The sequence below is a fragment of the Thermoplasmata archaeon genome, assembly GCA_038851035.1.
GTDB lineage: Archaea > Thermoplasmatota > DTKX01 > VGTL01 > VGTL01 > JAWCLH01.
Window position 1 is genome coordinate 32021 of sequence record JAWCLH010000011.1, and the last position, 20011, is coordinate 52031.

At 59.6% G+C, this 20011-nt stretch carries 17 protein-coding genes; 7 read left to right on the forward strand and 10 right to left on the reverse strand.

The genetic code is table 11. From position 1 onward, the window contains the following. The first annotated feature begins 7 nt into the window (after nucleotides 1-7). Complete coding sequence (locus QW379_05045) at nucleotides 8-958, forward strand: cation diffusion facilitator family transporter (GenBank protein ID MEM2869770.1); 951 nt, start codon at nucleotides 8-10, stop codon at nucleotides 956-958. On the opposite strand, the gene QW379_05050 is transcribed toward QW379_05045, so the two are convergent. The 3 genes from QW379_05050 to QW379_05060 form a co-directional block, all read right to left on the reverse strand. After that, nucleotides 955-2844, reverse strand: coding sequence for a cation:proton antiporter (locus QW379_05050; protein ID MEM2869771.1), 1890 nt, complete (start codon nucleotides 2842-2844; stop codon nucleotides 955-957). The genes QW379_05045 and QW379_05050 overlap by 4 nt on opposite strands. A gap of 13 nt (nucleotides 2845-2857) precedes the next feature. Next, nucleotides 2858-3349 (reverse strand): TrkA C-terminal domain-containing protein, encoded by a 492-nt coding sequence (locus QW379_05055; protein ID MEM2869772.1) that lies wholly within the window; start codon nucleotides 3347-3349, stop codon nucleotides 2858-2860. A 657-nt stretch (nucleotides 3350-4006) separates the two neighbouring features. Beyond that, nucleotides 4007-4243, reverse strand: a complete 237-nt coding sequence (locus tag QW379_05060; protein MEM2869773.1) for a ribbon-helix-helix domain-containing protein — start codon at nucleotides 4241-4243, stop codon at nucleotides 4007-4009. Nucleotides 4244-4385: 142 nt separating this feature from the next. Between QW379_05060 and QW379_05065 the strand changes: the two genes are divergently transcribed. The 3 genes from QW379_05065 (at nucleotide 4386) to QW379_05075 (ending at nucleotide 7973) form a co-directional block, all read left to right on the forward strand. Further along, entirely contained in the window at nucleotides 4386-5267 is an 882-nt protein-coding gene (locus QW379_05065; GenBank protein ID MEM2869774.1) for a geranylgeranylglycerol-phosphate geranylgeranyltransferase, read from the forward strand. Then, nucleotides 5264-6013: a geranylgeranylglyceryl/heptaprenylglyceryl phosphate synthase gene (locus QW379_05070; GenBank protein ID MEM2869775.1), complete on the forward strand. Its 750-nt coding sequence runs from the start codon at nucleotides 5264-5266 to the stop codon at nucleotides 6011-6013. The genes QW379_05065 and QW379_05070 overlap by 4 nt, the downstream gene beginning before the upstream one ends. Before the next feature lie 67 nt (nucleotides 6014-6080). Continuing rightward, the gene (locus tag QW379_05075; GenBank protein MEM2869776.1) at nucleotides 6081-7973 is read left to right on the forward strand and encodes a DUF2070 family protein; all 1893 of its coding nucleotides are present in this window, start codon (nucleotides 6081-6083) and stop codon (nucleotides 7971-7973) included. A 117-nt stretch (nucleotides 7974-8090) separates the two neighbouring features. Here the strand turns inward: QW379_05075 and QW379_05080 are convergent, their stop codons facing one another. The 4 genes from QW379_05080 to QW379_05095 form a co-directional block, all read right to left on the reverse strand. After that, nucleotides 8091-9935, reverse strand: a complete 1845-nt coding sequence (locus QW379_05080; protein ID MEM2869777.1) for a threonine--tRNA ligase — start codon at nucleotides 9933-9935, stop codon at nucleotides 8091-8093. 734 nt (nucleotides 9936-10669) lie between these two features. Further along, nucleotides 10670-10813: a hypothetical protein gene (locus QW379_05085; GenBank protein MEM2869778.1), complete on the reverse strand. Its 144-nt coding sequence runs from the start codon at nucleotides 10811-10813 to the stop codon at nucleotides 10670-10672. Nucleotides 10814-11026: 213 nt separating this feature from the next. Then, nucleotides 11027-11161 carry a hypothetical protein gene (locus QW379_05090; protein ID MEM2869779.1) on the reverse strand — a complete coding sequence of 45 codons (135 nt, stop codon included), beginning with the start codon at nucleotides 11159-11161 and terminating at the stop codon, nucleotides 11027-11029. Nucleotides 11162-11364: 203 nt separating this feature from the next. Further along, nucleotides 11365-12552: an acetyl-CoA C-acetyltransferase gene (locus QW379_05095; protein ID MEM2869780.1), complete on the reverse strand. Its 1188-nt coding sequence runs from the start codon at nucleotides 12550-12552 to the stop codon at nucleotides 11365-11367. A 93-nt stretch (nucleotides 12553-12645) separates the two neighbouring features. Between QW379_05095 and QW379_05100 the strand changes: the two genes are divergently transcribed. Next, the gene (locus QW379_05100; GenBank protein MEM2869781.1) at nucleotides 12646-13437 is read left to right on the forward strand and encodes a peptidylprolyl isomerase; all 792 of its coding nucleotides are present in this window, start codon (nucleotides 12646-12648) and stop codon (nucleotides 13435-13437) included. An 11-nt stretch (nucleotides 13438-13448) separates the two neighbouring features. Here QW379_05100 and QW379_05105 read toward each other — a convergent pair whose 3' ends face one another. Continuing rightward, complete coding sequence (locus QW379_05105) at nucleotides 13449-13682, reverse strand: hypothetical protein (protein ID MEM2869782.1); 234 nt, start codon at nucleotides 13680-13682, stop codon at nucleotides 13449-13451. An 88-nt stretch (nucleotides 13683-13770) separates the two neighbouring features. On the opposite strand from QW379_05105, the gene QW379_05110 reads away from it, so the two are divergent. Both QW379_05110 and QW379_05115 read left to right on the forward strand, forming a co-directional pair. After that, nucleotides 13771-13953, forward strand: a complete 183-nt coding sequence (locus QW379_05110; protein MEM2869783.1) for a hypothetical protein — start codon at nucleotides 13771-13773, stop codon at nucleotides 13951-13953. Between the two features lie 91 nt (nucleotides 13954-14044). Further along, a complete protein-coding gene (locus tag QW379_05115; protein ID MEM2869784.1) occupies nucleotides 14045-14881 on the forward strand; it encodes a GNAT family N-acetyltransferase in 837 nt (278 codons plus the stop codon). A gap of 141 nt (nucleotides 14882-15022) precedes the next feature. On the opposite strand, the gene QW379_05120 is transcribed toward QW379_05115, so the two are convergent. Both QW379_05120 and QW379_05125 read right to left on the reverse strand, forming a co-directional pair. Further along, the gene (locus tag QW379_05120; GenBank protein MEM2869785.1) at nucleotides 15023-16729 is read right to left on the reverse strand and encodes a tRNA uridine(34) 5-carboxymethylaminomethyl modification radical SAM/GNAT enzyme Elp3; all 1707 of its coding nucleotides are present in this window, start codon (nucleotides 16727-16729) and stop codon (nucleotides 15023-15025) included. A 25-nt stretch (nucleotides 16730-16754) separates the two neighbouring features. Next, entirely contained in the window at nucleotides 16755-19943 is a 3189-nt protein-coding gene (locus QW379_05125) for a PKD domain-containing protein (protein MEM2869786.1), read from the reverse strand. Nucleotides 19944-20011: the final 68 nt, after the last annotated feature.

Sequence of the window (20011 nt, forward strand, 5' to 3'; positions counted from 1 at the left end):
GTGGGGGATGGAACCCACGCAGTCAGGCACAAGACCCGTCAGGGTGGCGCTGGCGGCGAACCTCGGGATATTCGTGGTGAAGGCGGTATCGGCCTGGCTAACAGGGAGCGCAGTGCTCTTCTCCGAGACCCTGCACAGCCTTGCCGACTCGACGAATAGCATCTTCCTGATGACCGGTCTCTACCTAGCTAGCCGCCCGCCGGACCGCGAACACCCCTTCGGCTACGGGAAAGAGGTGTTCTTTTGGTCCTTCGTGGCGGCGATGTTCATGCTCGGCGTCATATCCGTGAGCTCGATATACAGAGGCTACGAGCAGATAGCCAATACACAAGATATTAAGCACATCGAATTCGCTATTGCGAGTCTTGTCGCGGCGGCCGCGCTCGAGTGCGTGGCGGTGGCCTATGCCGTCCAGGGCCTGACGAAGTGCGCCAGCGAGACCACGGGGATACGCATGAGAAACCCATTCAAGGCTTTTTTCAACGTCCACGAACCAACGCTCAAGCTGATATTCGTTGAGGATTTCACCGCCTTGCTCGGCGTCTGCATAGCGCTCGGTGCGATTGCCACAGTTCATGGGTCCGGCCTCAACTATATTGATGGCTACGCCGCAGTGGTGATTGGTGTCACGCTCGGCGTGTTTGCGATTTTTCTCGCGCGCGAGAATAGGGAGAAGCTCATCGGGAGCGCCGCGGACGAGGGGACTGAGAAGAGAATCGCCGCGCTGGCGAAGATGGAGCAGGGGATACGGGATGTCCTGAGCGTTAAGACGATGTTCATGGGCGCCAACCGCATCATCGTTCATCTATGGGTGGAGCTGGACCCCGACATTCCCCTCGAACGGCTCGACGACCTGATGATGAGGGTGGAGACGAGAATTAAAAGGAACATTCCGGGGGTTATTGACTGCTTCATAGAGCCCGTCGCGGACATGGACGAGCTGAGGGATGAGGTCTAGACCCCTCGACCCCCCCTCCCTTCCGGGTTCCTCGGGCTCAAGGAGCCCCCGTGGGCCTCTCTTGAGAAGGCTCTGCGCTTTTTCAAATGCCCGGGCGACCTCATCGGCGGAGTGGCCCTGATGCGTACCTTTTTCGGAGAGAATGGCGACGCCCCCCTGATGGGCTCGGGAATTCCGTGCCGTAGGATGTGCTCTTTATCGAGGGGGGGCCTGATCGGGAGGGACCGGTGAATTCTAACCATTTCCGTGAAAATTGCGAGAAGAATTCCCAGGTCAACCAGCAGAACTACCATCCAGCTAACTCCCCACAGGGCCGCGGGAGGGAGAACGAGTGAGAGGAGTAGCGCTATTGTACTTGTGACAAACCGATGAATTCTTTCGCGATTCGGGGGGAGGATTATGACCTCTGGAAGCTCGATGGACTTGGTGTAGGGGCGGAGGACACCGGAGAGACTCGTCCCAACGATGAGCAGGAGCGCGAGTGCCGAGAGCGACGATATCCAGTGTTGCCATCCGGTGGTGACGAGGGCTGCGCATACGGAGGCACCATACCCCCCAATCAGGGCAATGCACCTCTTCTCTTCGAAGTTCGGTGAGAAACCGGGGGCCAGAACGATTCCTCTCAGCACGCGTGAAATCAGGTCACCGCCGGTCCGAAGGGAGGAAGGGACCGCGCGCGCGAGATCATCCGAGAGCCTTGTCGACATCCTCATCATCGCGGGGGTTAGGGCGCTCATGACGAAGCAGAAGCCGCCCGTGAACGGGCTAATCTCCCTCGCCTTGCTCAACACCGGTTGACCCGTCTGGGGGTTCTGGAGCCCGCTCCCCACAGATGCGAAGAGCACGGCGTCCTCGCCCCTACCGAGGAAGCCGGAGCCGATCGAGACCGCCGCACGTCTCGTGAATCCCAAGAGATAGGCGAGCGCACCCAGCACGATGACCTCGTTGACGACCACAACCGGGACGACCAGCGCCACCATCGGCGCCACCCTGATGAACACACCCGGCTCGACAAGCATTCCGAAACTCACGAAGAATATCGCAACGAAGGCATCCTTCATCGAGAGCATCTGCGTGGCGAGCTTGTCCCTGAGGCTTGTCTCCGCAAACGCCATCCCCACGAGAAAGGCCCCAATCGCGGGAGGTATCCCCAGATAGTCTGCGAAGGCGGACGAGAGGAAAACCACGCTCAGGGAGAAGAGTATGAAAAGCTCGTTGCTCTGTATCTTCTCGAAGTAGTGGAAGACTCCGGGGGCGATGAAGAGGGCGAGGATGAAGAAGAATGAGTAGATTATCACAACTCCAGCCCCCATCGCCGCGATCTGGTTTGGAGAGAGAACGTCCCCGAGCACGAAGGCCGAAGCGAAAGTCAAGAGCAGGATAGAGATGAAGTCCTCCACTATCATCGTGCCGAAGAGGTAGTTGTACTCCTTCTTGTAGAGCCTCTTTTCCTCGTCAGCTGACTTGGCCGCCACCGCCACGCTGCTCATGGCGACGATCGCCGCTAGGAAGAGCGTGTCGTGAAGTGGCCAGCCAAACAGGGCTCCGATAATAAATCCCGTGAATATATTCATCAGGACGTCCGAGACCGATAGAACCAACGCGGGTTTCCAGGTGTTCTTCAGATTGCTGGGCGAGAAGCCAAGACCAGTGAAAAAAAGGAGGAACATGAGGCCAAGGCCTGAAATCTGTCTAATGAAATCTTGGTTGGCGATCAGGCCGTGATAGTCCAGTCCCGCTATGCTGATATGAATTCTCGGCCCGATCAGGACCCCCACGATGATGTATCCGATTATCGCCGACTGGCGAAAGCGCCCTGCTATGTAAGCGCCCACGAAGGCGAGAAGGATTATTATGCCAATCTCAAAAAAAAAGCTCGCGGCCAAGTTCCACCGCCCCTCAACCCCTCCCGAGCAGGGTCTCGACCTTCTTCAGCTCTTCCGCGGTCCCCATGACAATCAGCACATCCCCGCCATCCACTCGGGTGCCGGCGGAGGGGTTGGGGACTATCCGGTCGCCCCTCTGCACCGCCAGGACGGAGGCTCCAGTCTGCCTGCGGAGGTCCAGCTCGCCGAGAGTTTTCCCCACAGCGGGGCCACTTGATGGCACCCTGACGAGCTCAATCTGTGTCGTGGGGGCGAGAGCCGAACGAAGCAGGTCAATTGGAGCCGGCTTGAAGAAGGTGTCCCCAAGGATCGCGCTCAGCCGACGTGACTCCTCGTCCGTCAGGCTGAAGACGTGAGCCGAATCCTCATCCTCCGAGTCTTTAAAGTAGTAGATATCCCTCCGACCGTCGAGATGAGCAATCACAGTTATTGTGTAGCCGGCGACCGTGGTCAGAGTGAACTTCTTTCCGATGCCAGGGAGGTCGATTTCTATTATTTCGGCCACACTCCCCACCCTCTACACCGGAGGACTATATAGTGCAAGTGAGAGATAGAATTTTTCTATGGGGTAAAGGCTCGGGCTCTCTGGAGCTTTCGATTAGAAATAGGGCCGACCGAGGCGGCCGACACAGCGGCAGCTCCGGTTTGAACATAAATATGGCCCCCCTCTCATCCCTACTGAGAAGGATTTGTATAGATGCAAGAGTGGTGTTGGAGGACGGGTCGCCAGCCTTTGCGCGCGCTGGTTTTTTTTCTCACGCACTAGGTGATGGAGGAATTCAGGAATTCTCCACACCCTTTTGCAGATGCTCAAAAAACACCATCCAGGCCTACCTCCCTTTCAACCGCTTCACTTCGATCAAAATCTGCTACGGTTACAGTCAATTAAGAATTGAATAGCACAGCCCCATTACAGGACCAAAACACCACAATATCGGGATGAACCACATCGATTGAATCCAGAACAGAGAGCAACCCCATGTTTCACAGGCGCCAACAGCGATGTCATAGGAACGAATTAAAAAAATATTAATCCATTCTCCATAGCGATTAAAATACCATTAACACCACAAACCAAATCTTTTAGAAGCTAGATGTAAAGAGAGAGCCTAAACTGGCCAGAAAATAAAAAAAAGGGGGAAAAGGGCAATCCTGAAAAAGGTCATCTCTTGAGAAGCTGGCTCTCCAGCTCACGGAGTCGGGAGACATTTAAGTGAAGCTCCCGGAGTCTCTTGGTCTTCTTGGTCACGAGACTCACACGAGAGTAGACAAGATCCCTCACTGCAGTACGAATAGCTTCTGAACGCGAAGGGAAATCATCCAGACCGACAAGAAGATCAATCGCCTCAAGAAATCTTAAAGGAAGCCGAATCGTAACCCGCTCTGACCTCGCCACCATTCATCCGACCCCTTGCAAATGCTCGTCTGACATTTGACATCCTTTGTACATCTATTGTCTGACATATACATTATCAAGTATTTAATTCATTCGCTTCTTTTTTTCCTCCTAAATTTTAAAAGCCCTATTCCAATGCCCTTTCGTGGACTCGCGTCTTGAAATAATTCGCCCACTCAACGCTGCCATGTCGGCATTCGCTGTTCTTGCCGGGGGGATAGTTGCGGCTGGAACTGATGTCCTGTCCTCCCCCCCAACCTTCAGCCTTTTTGTCGCTATGCTGGTTGCGTTTCTCTATACCGGCGGGGGCAATACTCTAAACGATTACTACGATAGGCTAATAGATCGGGTTAATCATCCCGACCGGCCACTACCCATGAAAAGAATTCGTCCCGCCTCAGCATGGAGGCTCTCCATATTCCTATTTGCCTCTGGTCTGATCTCATCGTTTTTCATAGGCTGGCCGGGGATAAACCACCTGTGCCTGCTTATAGCGCTCCTTAACATGTTCCTTCTCTGGGTTTATGAATTCTCTTTAAAGCGGAGTGGTCTGCCGGGTAATCTGACCATCAGTTGGCTGACTGCCTCCCTCTTTCTCTTCGGAGGGGCGGCTGTGATTCCACCGGGAACCTCCTATGAGGTCCCTGTTCAGGTTCTCGTGCTCTCCCTCCTCGCCTTTCTCGCCAGCATGGGTCGCGAGCTCATCAAGGGCATCGAGGATATTGAGGGCGATACAGACCGTCGCACCGTTCCCCGGCTCATCGGTCCCAAGAGAGCCGGAGCCGTCGCGTCCGCGTGGATACTTCTAGCAGTTCTTCTCTCCCCCTCGCCAGTATTCCCCATGGCGCTTTTCCAGCCCCTATACTACATTCCGCTCATGGTCGGGGCTGATGCAATATTTATATATTCTCTGCTTGTTCTGATGCGCAACCCGGGACTATCGTCCCGGCTCACAAAGGTGGCGATGCTGCTGGCGCTTCTCGCTTTTCTCGCGGGGGGACTAGCTAAGGTGAAGGTCGGCGAATGAAGAGAAAGGCGGTCTGGAGGGGACTCCTGCGGAAGCTCGAGCGGCGAGCTGCCCACTTGGGCCTTATCGACCCTGATAGGCAGAGCCCGGAGGCCGCCGGGGAACTCGCCCTCACTTTTGAAAGGGCCGGGAGCGACGGCATCATGGTGGGAGGCTCCACGGGGGTTGATCCGCGTATCACCGACGAGACCGTCCTGGCGGTGAAAAAGCGTTGCCGCCTCCCCACCATTCTTTTCCCCGCCGGCGCCGCCTGCCTCTCCCCCCACGCCGACGCGATATTTTTTATGAGCCTCCTCAACTCGAGGGACAGGCGCTTCCTCATTGGAGAACAGAGTCGCGCGGCCCCCTTGGTCAGGAGGTATGGTCTCGAGCCGATACCGATGGGCTACATTATCTTTGAGCCCGGGATGAGGGCCGGGGAGGTGGGCCGCGCCGAACTCGTGCCAAGAGACGATACCTCTCAGGCCGTGGAGTACGCCCTCGCGGCCGAGCTTTTCGGAATGGCCTGCGTGTATCTCGAGTCAGGCTCCGGAGCGCCCGAACCCCTACCTGCCAGAACAGTGAGGGCGGTGGCTCGAAGTCTCACGGTACCGGTTATTGTCGGCGGTGGCATCACCCGCCCCGAGCAGGCGCGCGAGCTCGTCCGCGCTGGAGCGGATATAGTCGTCACAGGCACGGTCATTGAGTACAGCCGGGGCGACATCGCCCACCTCTCAAAAATAATCGCCGCGGTCAAAAAGGGGTGAGCGGCCCTTGCCCGAGGCTCCGGAATCTGGGGGTGGTGTGAGCGGCAGGAGCCCGCGGCGACCCACAATGACGGCAGAGCAGGGCGTTGTCCAGGCGACTGGGGTAGCCAACTACGTATTCACCTCACCCGCGCCCTGGAAGACCCTTCCGCTGGCCCTCGCGAGCTCCTTTCTCCTCGGCGTCCTAGTCCTACCCGCTAATGAGCCCGCCTCGTGGGCGGTCGCGTCGCTCGGTCTCTTTTTCCTGCCCGCCCTTCTCGGAGCTGCCCTGGCCTTGCCTCTGACAAGGATGCTCGGTGGGAAAATATACCTGCGCAGGAGCGCACTTTTGGCACTCCTCTCCCTCATAATTCTCCTTCCGGTCCTTGCACTCTGGCGCTGGGTAATGGAGCCCAGGTTTGGGACTCGCCTCTCCGACATTCTGATTTTTTCGTGGGGTCTCGTACTCTGGCTCTGGCATTTGGTCCTCCTCACGACCGCTGTCACCCATCATGGAAGGGCGCTGGCGACCGCGGTCGTCATGCCGCTGTGTGGGGTCATAGCGGTTGCGATTCTCCTCCCGCCCTTCGGGACCCGCGAGCTATTCCTCGCACTCGGCTTCTCCTCCGTTTTCCTCCTCTCCGCCGCGGGTTTCAAGCGAATCGCGGAGTCCCCCCTCAGGCGCAGCTTCGGCGCGAGCGGTATGGAGCTGGTCCGCAACATGCTCGCGCACTGGACCGAAGGCGGGTCGGCTGGGAAGGAAGAGATGGAGCGCTTCTTCTCCACATTCTCCGTGCCCTTCAGGGCCGAGGTCGATGCTGTAGCATTCAGGGCGAGGGGACGGCTGAGGGCCCTATGGCTCGTTCCTTCAGTCCACCCGGGCCCCTTCGGTCGACTGGGCGGCAGCGACCTTCCCTCGAGGTTGAGGAAGAAGCTCGAGGCGGGGGTGGCCGGCGTGGAGCCCGATACCACGGTGATGGTTTTCCACGGTCCAGCAACCCACGACCAGAACCCGGCGAGCGAGGAGGACGTTTCGGAGCTTGCGCGCGCGGCCTCGAGGGCTCTCGAAAGCCTTGAGTTCCAAAGGGGGGCCGGAGCGTTCAAGAGGCTCCGGGGCGAGCGGGTCTCGGTGTGCACGCAGCTGCTGGGCGGCGCGCTGGTGGTGATCCACACTTCTGCCCCCGACCCCACTGACGACGTCGACCACGCGGTGGGTGTGATGGTAAAAAAGGAGCTTGCGGCGAAGGGCTGGCCCCGCGCGATTTTCATAGACGCCCACAACTGCCTCGAGAGGGGGAGCGGGGCGGTCCACTCCGGAACTCGCGAGGCCGAGGAGCTGATGAAACTGGTGGGGGAGGCTATTACATCGCTCCAGGAGCCAACGAGGCTAGAGCGGGAAGTCGCCCCGGCCCCATCTCCATCAACAACCGGGGGCGGCGCTCCGGAAAAACTGGCCTCCCCCGCAGGCCTACGCGCTGGGTTCGCCTCCTCGGTGGGCTTCGTGCCGGAGAGGGACGGTATCGGCTCCCAGGGTATTCAGGTTGCGGTACTGGAGTCCGCGGGGAGGAAAAGCGCCTACGTCCTTTTCGATGGGAACAACATGGTCAGGGGCCTCAGGGAAAAGCTCCTCGAAGGTGTCCGGGGGATGGTGGACGAGGCGGAGGTCTTCACAACCGACAACCACGCGGTCCACGCCACGATGGGCGGCTATAACCCGGTGGGAGCGAGGTTCCACCACGATAGACTGATTGAGATTGCGAGAGGCACTTTGGAGAGGGCTCTTGCGACCATGGAAGAGGTAGAGGTCGGCGCCGGGAGCGCGGAGGCAGAGATTCGGGTTTTCGGCCCCGGCAACACGGCTCGCCTCACGACAGCCATAAACTCGACTGTGGCGATTTTGAGGGTCTCGGTGGCGCTCTGCCTTATCGGGGCCTTCCTGGGGTGCTTCGCGTGGCACTGGCTTGTGGAGTTTCTTCTCTAGTTCGCTAGCTGGCTCGAGCGCCCGGAGGCCTGCACCTCAGCCCTCTGGCCCCAGCGCGGCCGCGCCGTGAGATGACGCAGCCCCGTCACCGGTACTGTGGTCCTCCTGATTCTTCCCTCATCCCCTGAAGGTTAGCCTCTTGCTCATGTGGAGCGGTAGCGGAAGGCCATCGTAAGGATAGTCCGCCTGAAGCCGCGCTATCTCCGCTGTCAGCTCATCGAAGCTAAGCTCTCTGACTTCTCCGCTGCGCATGCGTACGGGATACATCCCAGAGGCCCGCTCCTTCTCACCCACGACGATTATCATGTTCACCCACTCCCTCTCCGCATCCCGGATTTTCCGTCCCACCTTCTCCTCCCTGTCGTCAATATCCACGCGGGCCCTGAGCCGAGACGCGAGGGCCTCGCAGTCCGCGATGAACTCCGGTCCCACAGGGATAAGGCGGACCTGTGTGGGTGCGAGCCAGAAGGGGAGCGCGGGCTTCTCCATTTTGAGGGCGTTCTCGAGCATTATGTATATCCATCTCTCAATCGAGCCGACCGAGCAATGGCCGATTATGCAGGGCTTTTTTGAGCCATCGGCGTCGGTGTAGAAAATTCCGTACCTCTCCCCGTCTTCGACGTCGAGCTGGACTGTGTTGAGCTGGACCGCGCCACCTTGCGCGTCTATGCCCTGTGACTCATATTTCACGACCCAGTAGTGCTTGCGCTGCGAGAGGAGCTCGATGAGCGCCGGCATTCCAGCGTACCTGAGGAGGCCGACGAGCCGGTCCCTGTATCTATCGTAGAACTCCCTCACGATGCGGAAGGCAATGGCGTATTCCGCCCCAATCGCCCTGTGGTAGTCTGTGTAGGCTGAGAAGAGCTCGAAGAATACATCCCAGCCCTGGTCTAGGTCCTTCGTGAAGAAGTGGATGTCCGGCATGTGAAATGCCCTGAGCCTCTTCAGGCCCGTCAGCTCGCCGCGCTGCTCGAGCCTGAAGCTCTTCGAGAACTCGTAAACCTTGACAGGGAGATGCCGGTGGCTCAGTGTGGCGCGGGCCATCATTCTGAAGAGGCCGAAATCGCCCGCGAAGCGGAGCACGAACTGCCTCTTCTCGTCGGTTTTTATCACATAGTGCCTCTCGTGGAACGATTTTGCCTGAGCCTGTATATCGGGGAGGGTCCAGTCGTACATAATGGGGGTGTCTATCTGCATCGCGCCAAGTCGCTCGAGAGCAAGCCTCCTCGCCCACTCCTCTAGTAGGTGAAAAATTAGGTGGCCTTTCGGATAGAGCTTGAAGTGGCCGCTGTCGCTCGCATCTTCATAGTCGACGAGCTCCAGCCTCTGCATCGCCTTGACCGAGGGGGGCTCCTCGAGCTTCCTCGCCTTCGCCTCCTCCGTTAGAATGAAGCTGCGGAGCGACGGGTGCTTTGCCAGCTCCGGGTCTCGATCTGCATTTTCCATATCCAGCCTGTGCTCCGCACCGTCCGGTGTGAGGATGAGGAACTCGCTTTTTATCCCCTTCACGACCTCCTCTCTAGTGAGCTTCTGCTCCTCCGCCTCTATTTCCTTAGACAGCTCGGAGAGCGGGTGGCCCTTGCAGGAGAGCTGGAAGGCCTTGTACCAGCCGAAGGGGGAGCGGTGGACCTCCACTCCCCTCTCCCGGAGAGCGGCCTCGATTCCGGCGAGCACCGATTTTGCCGTCTCCGGTTCTGCGAGCGAGGACGAAAGGTGGGCATAAGGATATAGTAGCACTCTATCCGCGCCGACCTGAGCAAGCACCTCTATAATGCCAGATGCAGCCGCGCGGGCGGTCCCCTCGGGATTCACCCCGTCCCTTTCCTCAACGGTTGCAAAGACCACGAGGGCCTCCTCCATCCCCCCGCTCCGCTTACCGTCCGGGAGCTCCTCGGCAGCTTTTGTCGCTCTCTCTCTGGTCTCATAACGCATGTAGTCCGCGTGGATGAAGAGCAGCCTCATTGCTATCGAACCCTAACATGAAGGGGTGAAAATAAAGGTTTGGAAGGGCTCGTTCAAAAATGTTATTATATTCTTGGCGCATATTTTTATCGGGTGGTTTCTTTTCAGAGGCGGCCATGGCTTTTGTTATCGTCTGCCCCCTCATCCTCACGTGTTAAGCCGGTATGGTCTGCGCACTAGTCCTGGGGGATGAGGGGGAGGATGAAGCCCGGGCTACGCCTCTTTTCTCACCGGATGAATGATTCCTCCCGACTTCGCGCTCGGGCTGGGAGGGAAGCAGGGCGGTCTAAGAGATCACGAGCTACTATGAGTTCGAGGGCACCTCCCTCGACCGAATTGGAGCTATTTCAATCCCCCTTCCTCCTACGTCGTGGCCAACACGACCCCGTGCCACCTCCACATCATCTCTAACCGGAAAACCAACTTGTAGGGTTCGAACACCGAGAGCCTAGTTCGCCCGCTCGCCTCTGGAAATTTCTCGATTCACGCCATTATTCACTCCAGGCCCCAGCGCACATTCGAGAAGGCAGGGTTATGGGCAGGCAGGAAAATAACAACTGGATGGGGCTGAATTAGTAGCAGGAGAGTTACAAGATCCCCTGGAGCTCTCCAATTACCATGAGGTCACTTGTGTCGGGGAGCCTTCTGATCGCCGACAGGAACGCCAACACGAACTCCCCCGCTGACTTCGATTTATTCCGCTCCGGCCTGCTGAACCATCGCCCTGCCATAGTCTAGGACTTCTCTCCCATAGAGCTCATTGAGGGCAAGCTCGCGGTGACGAAAGTGCTCGAGAACTTCTGAGACCCTGACGGCGGCGCCCTGACCTTCCAGTCGATGTGGTCCATGACCCTACTCGGCCCCGGCCCGAACCCCACCGCCCACGGTCTCTCAGCGGGCAGTCACAGGATATTCCTTCAGGCCTTGGATGGTGTAATGGTCGTGAAGTCGGAATCGATTTTGATAACAATCAAGCCCAATACCATACCCCCCATCGTCTCCTTTGCCCCGCTCAACGGCCAGCCCTTTTAGGTGGCCAGGAGGATGGAGTTCAGTGTGGAGGCAGCGGACGACGACGTCCACCCCCTGAGCTACGCCCGATAGACCGGCCCCCTTCTCCCCTCGAATGCCAACCGCTTCATCATGGACAATCTCACAAAGGGAATTCGCACCATCCGTCTTGTGGTCGCGGATTGGAGGACCTCTGCGGAGATGACCCTAGCCATCGATACAGTCCCGCGGGGTCCGGAGAAATCTAGCTTCCTGGTTTTTTGCCAGGGGGGCTGTGGCTGCGATGGCGGCAGCCGGGGTCGAATTCTAGCTCTACAGCCTGAGGGAAATTCGGGAGGAGGAGTAGTTAAGGGAAAGCCACTACCCCGCGCCCACTTTCGCGACCTGCGCTACCATCCCCGGTTCCAGGGCACCCACCTTATTTCTCCAGCTCCACCGCCATCGCCACCCCGTTTCCCCCGCCAAGGCAGACCGCGGCCAGCCCCCTCTTTCCGCCGGTTCTCTTTAGTGCGTGAATCAATGTGACCATCACGCGCGTCCCCGAGCATCCTATTGGATGGCCCAGCGCCACAGCGCCGCCGTGGATGTTGAATTTTTCAGGAGGTATGCTGAACTCCTTCGCGATGGCCACCGAGGCGGAGGCAAAGGCCTCGTTGTGCTCGATGAGGTCGAAGTCGCCTATCTTCATGCCGCTCTGTTTGAGGAGTTTATTGATAGTGGGTACTGGAGCGTACATTACCAGCTCTGGCTTCGTTCCGGCGAAGCAGTAGTACCTCACCCTCGCGAGAATCGGTGCCCCCAGCTCCTTCGCCCTGTCCTCCGACATCATGACCGTGGCCGCGGCGCCGTCGGATATCTGCGAGGCGTTACCGGCCGTCACCACGCCGCCCTTCTTGAAAACCGGGGGCAGTTTAGCAAGCTTCTCAAGGGAGGTGTCGGGGCGGACGCCCTCGTCGGTGTCGAACTTCACGGTCTGGCCCTTCCCTACCTGCACCTCGACTGGAACTATCTCCTCCCTGAACCACCCGTTCTTTATCGCCTCCGAGGCCCTTTGGTGGCTTCTCAGGGCAAAGGCGTCGATCTCCTCCCTCGTCAGGCCGTACTTCTCCGCAATTATCTCTCCCGTCATGCCCATGTGAAAGTTGTTGTAGACGTCCCACAGGCCGTCGTTGACCATCAGGTCTATGATGGTCTGGTTGTTCATCCTGTAGCCGTAGCGCGCTTTGTCGAGGGCGAAGGGCGCCATGTCCATGTTCTCCATGCCCCCCGCCACGACTATTCCCGCGTCGCCGGCCTTTATCTCCGAGGCCGCGATCATCATCGCTTTCAGCCCCGAGCCGCAGACCTTGTTGACTGTCATCGCTCCCGCCTCGACCGGAACACCCGCGTATATCGCGGCCTGCCTTGCGGGGTTCTGGCCCAGCCCTCCCGAAAGCACATTGCCCATGATGACCTCGTCAACTAGTCCCGGCTCGATTCTGGCCCTTGCAATGGCCTCCTTTATGACAATGGCTCCCAGCCTGACTGCAGGGGTCTCCTTGAGCGTTCCGCCGAACTTGCCTATTGCCGTCCTGACAGCCGAACAGATGACCACATCACCAGACATTTCTTCCCCCGGAGCCGTGCGAATGCGGTTTTTCTAATTAAATCTATCCCGCCGGCTCCAAACTTTAATATCCCGAGGCCGAATTCAATCCGCGTGGCCAGAAATAGAGGGGTCGTCCGGTGCCCGGTGTGCAGGGCGAGGGTCGGGAGGGACCGGCTGGAGCAACACATCGACAAGGTCCACTCCGGAGGTGCCACCGGAGGGAAGAGCCCAAAGAGAAGTGCAGGAACCCGCCGCCTCCGGAAAGAGCACCTCGTTCTTCTGGCAGCAGTGGCGGTTGTGGTAGGCGCGCTGGCCGTCTATGCCTACACAAACCCCCCCTCTTCCCCAGAGGAGCCTTCGCCCGAGACCGCGCCCCCAGCCGGCGAGATCTACCCGACGGGCTACGCCAGACTCGAGACCTCGAAGGGCCCGATAGTCATAGCCCTGTACGGCAACGAGACCCCCAACACCGTGCGCAACTTCATAGACTATGTAGGCAGCGGCTACTACTCGGGAACGATATTCCATAGAGTCGTTGCGGGCTTCGTGATTCAGGGCGGTGGCCTGAATCCGGACCTGACGCCCAAGGAGCCTACTCGCCCACCGATAAAGCTCGAAATAAACCCCAAATTAAAGAACGAGCGCGGGACGGTGGCGATGGCTAGGACCTCCGACCCAGACAGCGCCACCTCCCAGTTCTTCATCAATCTGGCCAACAATACCCATCTCGACCCCTCACCCTCGAACCCTGGCTACGCAGTGTTTGGAAGGGTCGTGCGGGGCATGGAGATCGTAGAGGTTATAGCACACACGCCCGTAACCAACAGGAACGGCTACGAGAATGTGCCAGAAGAGACAATTATGATACTGAGCGCCATGCTCATCAGCACCCCGGACGGTTGAGACCGGTGTGGCTATCTCCCCCACGCAAGGGAGTTTACGATTCTTTCTTCCCGGGTTCTCCGCTTGTACTCCTTGTAGTGCATTTTACATAGATGGACCCTGCGGGCCTCGGTCTTTAGACCCGCGGAGATATTGCCTTGAACCTTTTTCAGCGGAATGGACCTGACGGCGGGGCTGGTGCACCCCGCCACCATGCAAATAGGGGCATCGCGAGCCTGCCCGCGGTGGAATTCTGTCACGACCATACAATCCCTCCGGGCGATATTTATTTTTCGGCATCCAACAAACTTAATATTTCCCTCCGCGTTTGGCCAACAAAGGAAGCTGTGTGGCATGGCCCTGAGAGTGTATGACAAGCGCTGCATGGACTGCGAGTGCTGGTATGGCAACGAGGACGACGAGTACGGTCCCTGCACGATGAAGCACAGGCGGGGTGACAAGAGGTACATCACCCACGGCGGCCATCGATGCGACGAGGTGGTGGAGGACGGAAACAGGGCCCCTTGCAGGGGGTGATGGAGGGCCAGGTCTGGCCGTCCATCATAAGGATGGAGCCACACCGCGTCCCGGGCGCCGAGCACATCACATTTATTTCTCGGTCCGGAGGATGCGGCCCTCCGACATCGCTTTCGCAATGAAAGTGACGGAAGAGGAGGGCTGGGGTTTTCTCAGAAGCGACATCCAGAGGCTGCTCCGCCTCTCATCAGGAGGGGTTCTGATTGCGATTGCGGCCGGGAGGCCGGTGGGGCTGGTGAGCGTGATTCGGCATGGAGAGATTTTTTGGATAGGCAATCTTGTCGTTTCTCGCCGCTGGAGGGGTTGCGGGGTCGGTCGCGTCCTAATGGAAGCCGCCATGAGCTTCGTTAAGCGACGTGGAGGAAGCCGGGTGGGCCTTTTCTCCTACCCTGAGACCGTGGGCTTCTACACTGCCTTCGGCTTCAAAGCCGTCGGGCGCTTCTTCCGCTTCTGTGGCCGGCCACGCGTGCGCCCGATTCCTCTGCGGTCCGGGAGAATTGTACCCCTCTGCCCCAATCACTTTCCAGAGGTCATCGCCCTTGACCGGAGGGCATGGGGGGAGGGGAGGGGGAGAATGATTAGAGCACTCGTGCGGGACTTTAAGCGCCACTCCTTCGTCTGGATGGAGAGGGGAAAGGTGAAGGGCTTTATCATTGGAAAGCCTGGGCGGGACTATGTCGAGGCCGGGCCGTGGGTCTGCGCTGGGAGCGCTCGAGACGCCGCCCGGTCTCTATTCCTCGCACTCTGCACACGCGCCAGCAAAGGTGTCGAGGTCTATGTCCCTGCGAATTCCGCCTGGGTTGTGCGCTTCCTCCGCAGCCTCGGCCTGCGCAGGCAGGGGGCATATATAGAAATGGCAAAGGGAAGGGCGAGGGAGACCGGGAAGTGTCTCGAGCTCATCTCCCCCGCAGGCGTCGAGAAGGGCTAAAGAGGGGCTGAAAAGGAGAAGTGCGTCCGGGGGCATACCGGTATATATAAAATGGTTGGGAGAACCCGCGCTGACCTTGGGTTGCACCTGGGTCAGCATCGAAGCGGGCCAACGACCACGTGAACTGGCGTTGGCGTTGCGTCATCGGGAGCGCAGCTTTTTTCCCATGTAAGGCCCGACTAGTTCATAGCCCATTTTCCGGTAGTAGCCGCGCGCGCCCGCGCCACTATTCACCAAAAGAACCTCTGCCCCCCAGTCCTCTCGAGCGATTCTCTCCGCCTCTTCCATAAGTCTCACGCCAAGTCCCCTGTGCTGCCATCTATCCCCAGGAGCTTCGTTGAAGGGCACCGGCTCGCCGAGCACCCTCAGCTCCCGGACGATGGCGCTCACACCCCCACGCATCTCGGGTCTGTGCGCGGCGGGTGAGGGCCTCCTGAGCCGGAGGTATCCGGCGAGGGCCCCGGCATCCGCTTCGAAGGAAATGAAGGCCTCGAGCCCGCCGGATGCTTCGTAGAGCGTGGTTCTGAGCGAGAGGCCGGCGGCGGTCCCAGACCCCATGCCTAGGTGACCGACCTCATGGCACCTGATGCACCCGCACCTCAGCCCCATCTCCTCCATTCTCCTTCGGACGAGCTGGCGAAGGTTGCTCTTCTTCACACCGGCGGCGATGAGCTGTACCGGGATGTCCCTCTGGACTCTCTGGACCCTAACCCACGGCGGGAACCGGCTCTTGATCTCCGCAAGGAACTCCACAGCCTCCTCCGTTGTCAGGGGGTCATATTCCCCCCTCTTCCACATCTCGTAGAGCCCGGTTCCCTCGAGAACAAGGGTCGGGTAGAGCTTGAGCATGTCCGGTCTGAAGGAGGGGTCCTCGAAGAGGCGGCGGTAGTGCTCCCTCTCCTCCTCCCTCGCGACGAAGGGGAAGCCGGGCATCATGTGGTAGCCCACCTTCAGTCCCGCGTCGCGGGCGAGCTGTGTGGCCCTTATCGTTTCAGCGACGCCGTGCCCCCTCTTCATTTTATCCAGCGCCACGTCCGAGAGGCTCTGTACCCCAAGCTCGACCCTTGTGGCTCCAAAGGAGAGCATGGCGTCGATGTGCGGCTCAAAGCACCAGTCGGGTCTGGTCTCGACCGTGAGGCCGATGCATCTCGAGGGCGCCAGCTCGTTGGCGGCAATCGCCTCCTCCAGCGATGCGGCGCCCCCTCCTCCCTCGCCCCGAGCCCCACCCTGCGCCAAGCGCATTGACCCGGGGCTAAAAGTGGCAGGGCCTCCGACGGCCTCGTTCATGGCGTCGTAGCAGCCCTTGATAAAGGCTCTCTGGTAGAAGGTGGGTCTCGCGAGGAAAGTCCCGCCCATTATAATTAGGTCAACCTTGTCAGTGGGGTGACCGCATATTCTGAGCTGCTCCAGCCTCCCTCTAACCTCTCTGTAAGAATCGTATTCGTAATAGGCCCCGCGCAGCGCAGCCGGCTCTCTGCCCGTGTAGCTCTGGGGAGAGCCCCTCTCAACCCCTCCGGGGCAGTAGAGGCAGCGGCCGTGGGGGCACTGCGCGGGCGAGGTCATCGCAGCCACCGTCACGACGCCCGAGGCCTCCCTGACAGCTTTCGTCCTCAGTAGGGGGAGCAGTGTCTTTCTCATGTCATCTGGAACCCGGCGGAGAATCTCGGCGTCGGACGGAACACGGTCCAGCCCGTGCTTCCGGGCCAGCCTCACCTTGAGGCTGTGGAGGGCCTCCTTGTCCCCCGGACCCCCTTTTTGAAGGGTCGAGATAATCTCCTCCATGAAGGCCTCGAGGCCCAGCTCCGGCCCTCCGGAGCCTTTTCCCCCGAGCTCCCCGCGGCGCTCCATCGGCCGATGAAACTACTCTGCGGATTTATGGCTTTCTGAAGAACTCTCGCTCCAGCCTCTTTTTCTTTCTATGCTGGATGGTTCCAATGATGGACGCGAGCGCAGCCGCCAAGATCGCGCCGACGCCCGCGGCTAGGGGGAGTGGGTCGGGCCCGGCGGTCGCCTCGCCACGAGCCACCTCAACCCAGTCTGAGAAATTCCCCTGCGCGCCGAAGTCGTCTTCGGCCTCGAGCGTGACCAGATACCGGCCTGGCCTCGGATAGATGTGCTCGACCAGCTCACCCCGCGCGCTCTGGCCGTCGCCGAAATTCCACGAGAGCGATACAACTATACCGTCCGGGTCCCGCGCGATGGCTCTCAATGCAATCTTCTCGCCGGCCCTCGCTTTCGCTCTCTCACCCGCAACCTCCCACCTCACCTCTGGGAGGCGGTTCCGCACTGTCAGCCTTTGGACCACGCTCGTGTTGTCGCCGTGGTCGTCGGTGGCGGTGCAGCTGATTTCATAGCTGCCCGGCCGGGAGTAGCTGTGCACCACCCTCTCCCCCCTCGCCGTGGAGCCGTCGCCGAGCCTCCAGAAGACCCCCCTCACCTCCCCGTCTGGGTCAAGTGCCCTGGCGGTCATTGTGACGTTCGTCAGGCTCAGGGGCGCGGTATCGTTGAAGAATAGGCTGAGTTCTGGCGGCCTGTTTGACACCCTCAGGAACCCCCTAGCGCTCTCCTCGAGATAACCGCCCACCCTCCCCCTGACGACTATTTCATAGACCGCGGCTTTTGTGTAGGTATGAGTTGCGCGCGTTTCGCAACGCCAACCAGTCGAGATTCCATCGCCGAAGTCGAAGAGATAGTCCTGGGCCGAGCCGTTGACATAGAAGGTCACAGGCTCCAGCGTCAGGGGGTCCTCGGGAGAGAAGGAGAGGGAGATGTTCAGGGGCCATCTAACGAAGAGCTCCACTCCAGCTCGATTATTGCCCTCGTCGAGCTCATCAATGGCGCGATCGGGGTCGGCCAGAATCATGATGGTGTGCCAGCCACGCGGGAGGGAGAGGGTGGTCCGGAGCTCCATGCCATACCCCACCGGCAGTCTCAGCCCCTCCCAGCGCCTCAACACTTCACCGTCCAGCTCGAGCGCCGCGGAGGCATTAGGTAGCTCGGCCTCGCCCGCGTTTCTGATAATCGCCCTGACGCTTACGACCTCTCCCTCGACCGGTGAGGGCGGCTGGACGATGAGCTCTCCTGCCTGGAGGTCCAGCCGGGGTGGAGGTGGTCCAACACTGACCCAGAGATAAAGGGCATTGTTCCCCTCGTTCCATTCCTTGATATCGTCTCCGGCGTCGACCACGAACCCGAGCTCGTGCCTGCCATCGAGCGCGACCCAGGCGGTCTTCACAACGTGCATTTCTCCTCTGCTGATATTGATGAATTCACTCGAGAGCGGTGTCCGGTCCACAAAAAAGTCAACCCTGACTCCTTTCACATCGTAGGAGCAGTTGTTAAGGACCCCGGCCTCGATATGAAGAACCTCGCCCTCGGCGGGGCTCGCATTGAAGCTGAGCGAGAGTGCCTCGAGCTCATATATCCTTCCGGCCGGGAGGGGTGTCGCCTCCTGATTGGAGAGGTTGACGTCCAGCAGCCAGCCCTCCGGATCCAGGACCACTCTCGGGACCCTTTGGCCGGCGGAGAGCGAGACCCTCGAGGCTACGCCGTCCCAGCCGGCTCTTATTGTCTCTCGAGACCCATCCTCATACTCCAGACCGATATCCACCCGGGCGCGGGCCGAGAGGAGGTTGACGGGCTCAAGCTCGAGATACACCCCGGTCCCGTTCTCGTACTCCCTCGCCGCGGGCAGCGCGATGTCGAGGTCCTTCGTGGTGTTCAGCCACTGGTCAAAGAATGCGTTCAGCGGTAGGGGGCAGCGATGCTTTGCCTTCGATATGAACCGGTCCGCGCTCGCCCAGCCGTACTCGTTCTCCTCCACGAACTCGCGGAGGGTTGCGTTGAAGGACGCGTCCCCCATCAAGCCTCTGAGCATGTGAAGTATGTATGCGCCCTTCGCATAAAGAACGGGGAAAGTCAGGGCGTCGCCCCAGGTGGTCGAGCGCACGGGCTTCTCTTCCGGCGAGTCGTGGACGGCGGCGAAGGAATCCCTGTCGCTCTCGAGCCTTGTCTTTGTTCCATACCGGCTCATCTCGTACATGCACAGCAGGTACTCAGCGAAGCCCTCCCATATCCACTGGTAGCCCCAGCCGGTGTAGCCGGTTTTGTAGGGGAACCACATGTGGCCGAGCTCGTGGCCTAGGAGCTTAAAGTCGCAGCCCGTCCCGGAGAAGGCTAGGGGCTTGAGCATCACCATCCCCGAACAGGCGTAGCCGTCGTAGGTCTGGTGGTCCGTCTCCACGATTTTCAGGCTCTTCCTGTCGTAGGAGCCGAGGAGGGCCGAGTGGTGGGAGAGTATCGCCGCCGCCTCCTGCAGGTGGGCCGGGGCCGAGGCACTGTGGTGGGGGTATGTGTAGACCGTGATGTTGACCCCGTTCCACTGGAGGGAGGTTGCAGTGTAGTTCGCGGCCGCGAACGCTGGCCTTATGCAGGGCCTGTCCGTGACCCATGTGTAGTTCGCCCAAAGAGACCCCCTCTCAACTTCCGTGAGCTCCCCGTCCGCCACCGCGGTCCACTCCGCGGGGCAGCATATTTTCAGTCTGTAGTCGGCCCAGTCGGAGGTGTGGTGGTAAAGGTACCAGGCGGTCGAGCCCTTGACATACGCTCCCTCAGGACCGACATAGTCGTCCCTGAGCCCGCCCTCATAGACCCGGAGCTCGCCCCTGTAGGAAATATTCAAGGCGACCGTGCCGTTCGGCGGAATTCTCCCCGGGAGCCTGACTGTCAGTCGGCTCCCCTCTCTGGAGAAGTCCAGCGCCTCGCCGCCGGCCTCTAGGAGGGTCACCTCAAGTGTATCAAGGAGCTGAAAAACTAGCTCACTAATGTAGATGTTCGCCCTGATGATAACCTGCGCGTCGGCGGATATCCCGTGCGTATCGGGATGCAGAAAGATGGTGATATTCTGCGAGAGTACCTCGGCGCTGGACTGTGTGTCGAGGGCCCGAGGGCCCCTCTCGTCTGCGAGAGCGGCCCCAGCCCGGCTTTCCGTGGCCACCGGCGGGGCCGGAAGGAGCAGTGAGGAGAGTATCGCGAGAGCAAGAAGGCTCCGTCTGATGCGCATGGCTGATTTATCATTGACGGAGTAATATAAAAAATCAGCGGTACGCATAGGGTAAGCGCGAGCGCTAT

Coding starts and splice junctions, on each gene's coding strand:
- QW379_05115 (MEM2869784.1), top strand. CDS start 14,045: ATGCGGCCCTCCGACATCGCTTTCGCAATGAAAGTGACGGAAGAGGAG.
- QW379_05045 (MEM2869770.1), top strand. CDS start 8: ATGGAACCCACGCAGTCAGGCACAAGACCCGTCAGGGTGGCGCTGGCG.
- QW379_05125 (MEM2869786.1), bottom strand. CDS start 19,943: ATGCGCATCAGACGGAGCCTTCTTGCTCTCGCGATACTCTCCTCACTG.
- QW379_05080 (MEM2869777.1), bottom strand. CDS start 9,935: ATGAGGCTGCTCTTCATCCACGCGGACTACATGCGTTATGAGACCAGA.
- QW379_05095 (MEM2869780.1), bottom strand. CDS start 12,552: ATGTCTGGTGATGTGGTCATCTGTTCGGCTGTCAGGACGGCAATAGGC.
- QW379_05070 (MEM2869775.1), top strand. CDS start 5,264: ATGAAGAGAAAGGCGGTCTGGAGGGGACTCCTGCGGAAGCTCGAGCGG.
- QW379_05090 (MEM2869779.1), bottom strand. CDS start 11,161: ATGGCTAGGGTCATCTCCGCAGAGGTCCTCCAATCCGCGACCACAAGA.
- QW379_05110 (MEM2869783.1), top strand. CDS start 13,771: ATGGCCCTGAGAGTGTATGACAAGCGCTGCATGGACTGCGAGTGCTGG.
- QW379_05060 (MEM2869773.1), bottom strand. CDS start 4,243: ATGGTGGCGAGGTCAGAGCGGGTTACGATTCGGCTTCCTTTAAGATTT.
- QW379_05120 (MEM2869785.1), bottom strand. CDS start 16,729: ATGGAGCGCCGCGGGGAGCTCGGGGGAAAAGGCTCCGGAGGGCCGGAG.
- QW379_05075 (MEM2869776.1), top strand. CDS start 6,081: ATGACGGCAGAGCAGGGCGTTGTCCAGGCGACTGGGGTAGCCAACTAC.
- QW379_05105 (MEM2869782.1), bottom strand. CDS start 13,682: ATGGTCGTGACAGAATTCCACCGCGGGCAGGCTCGCGATGCCCCTATT.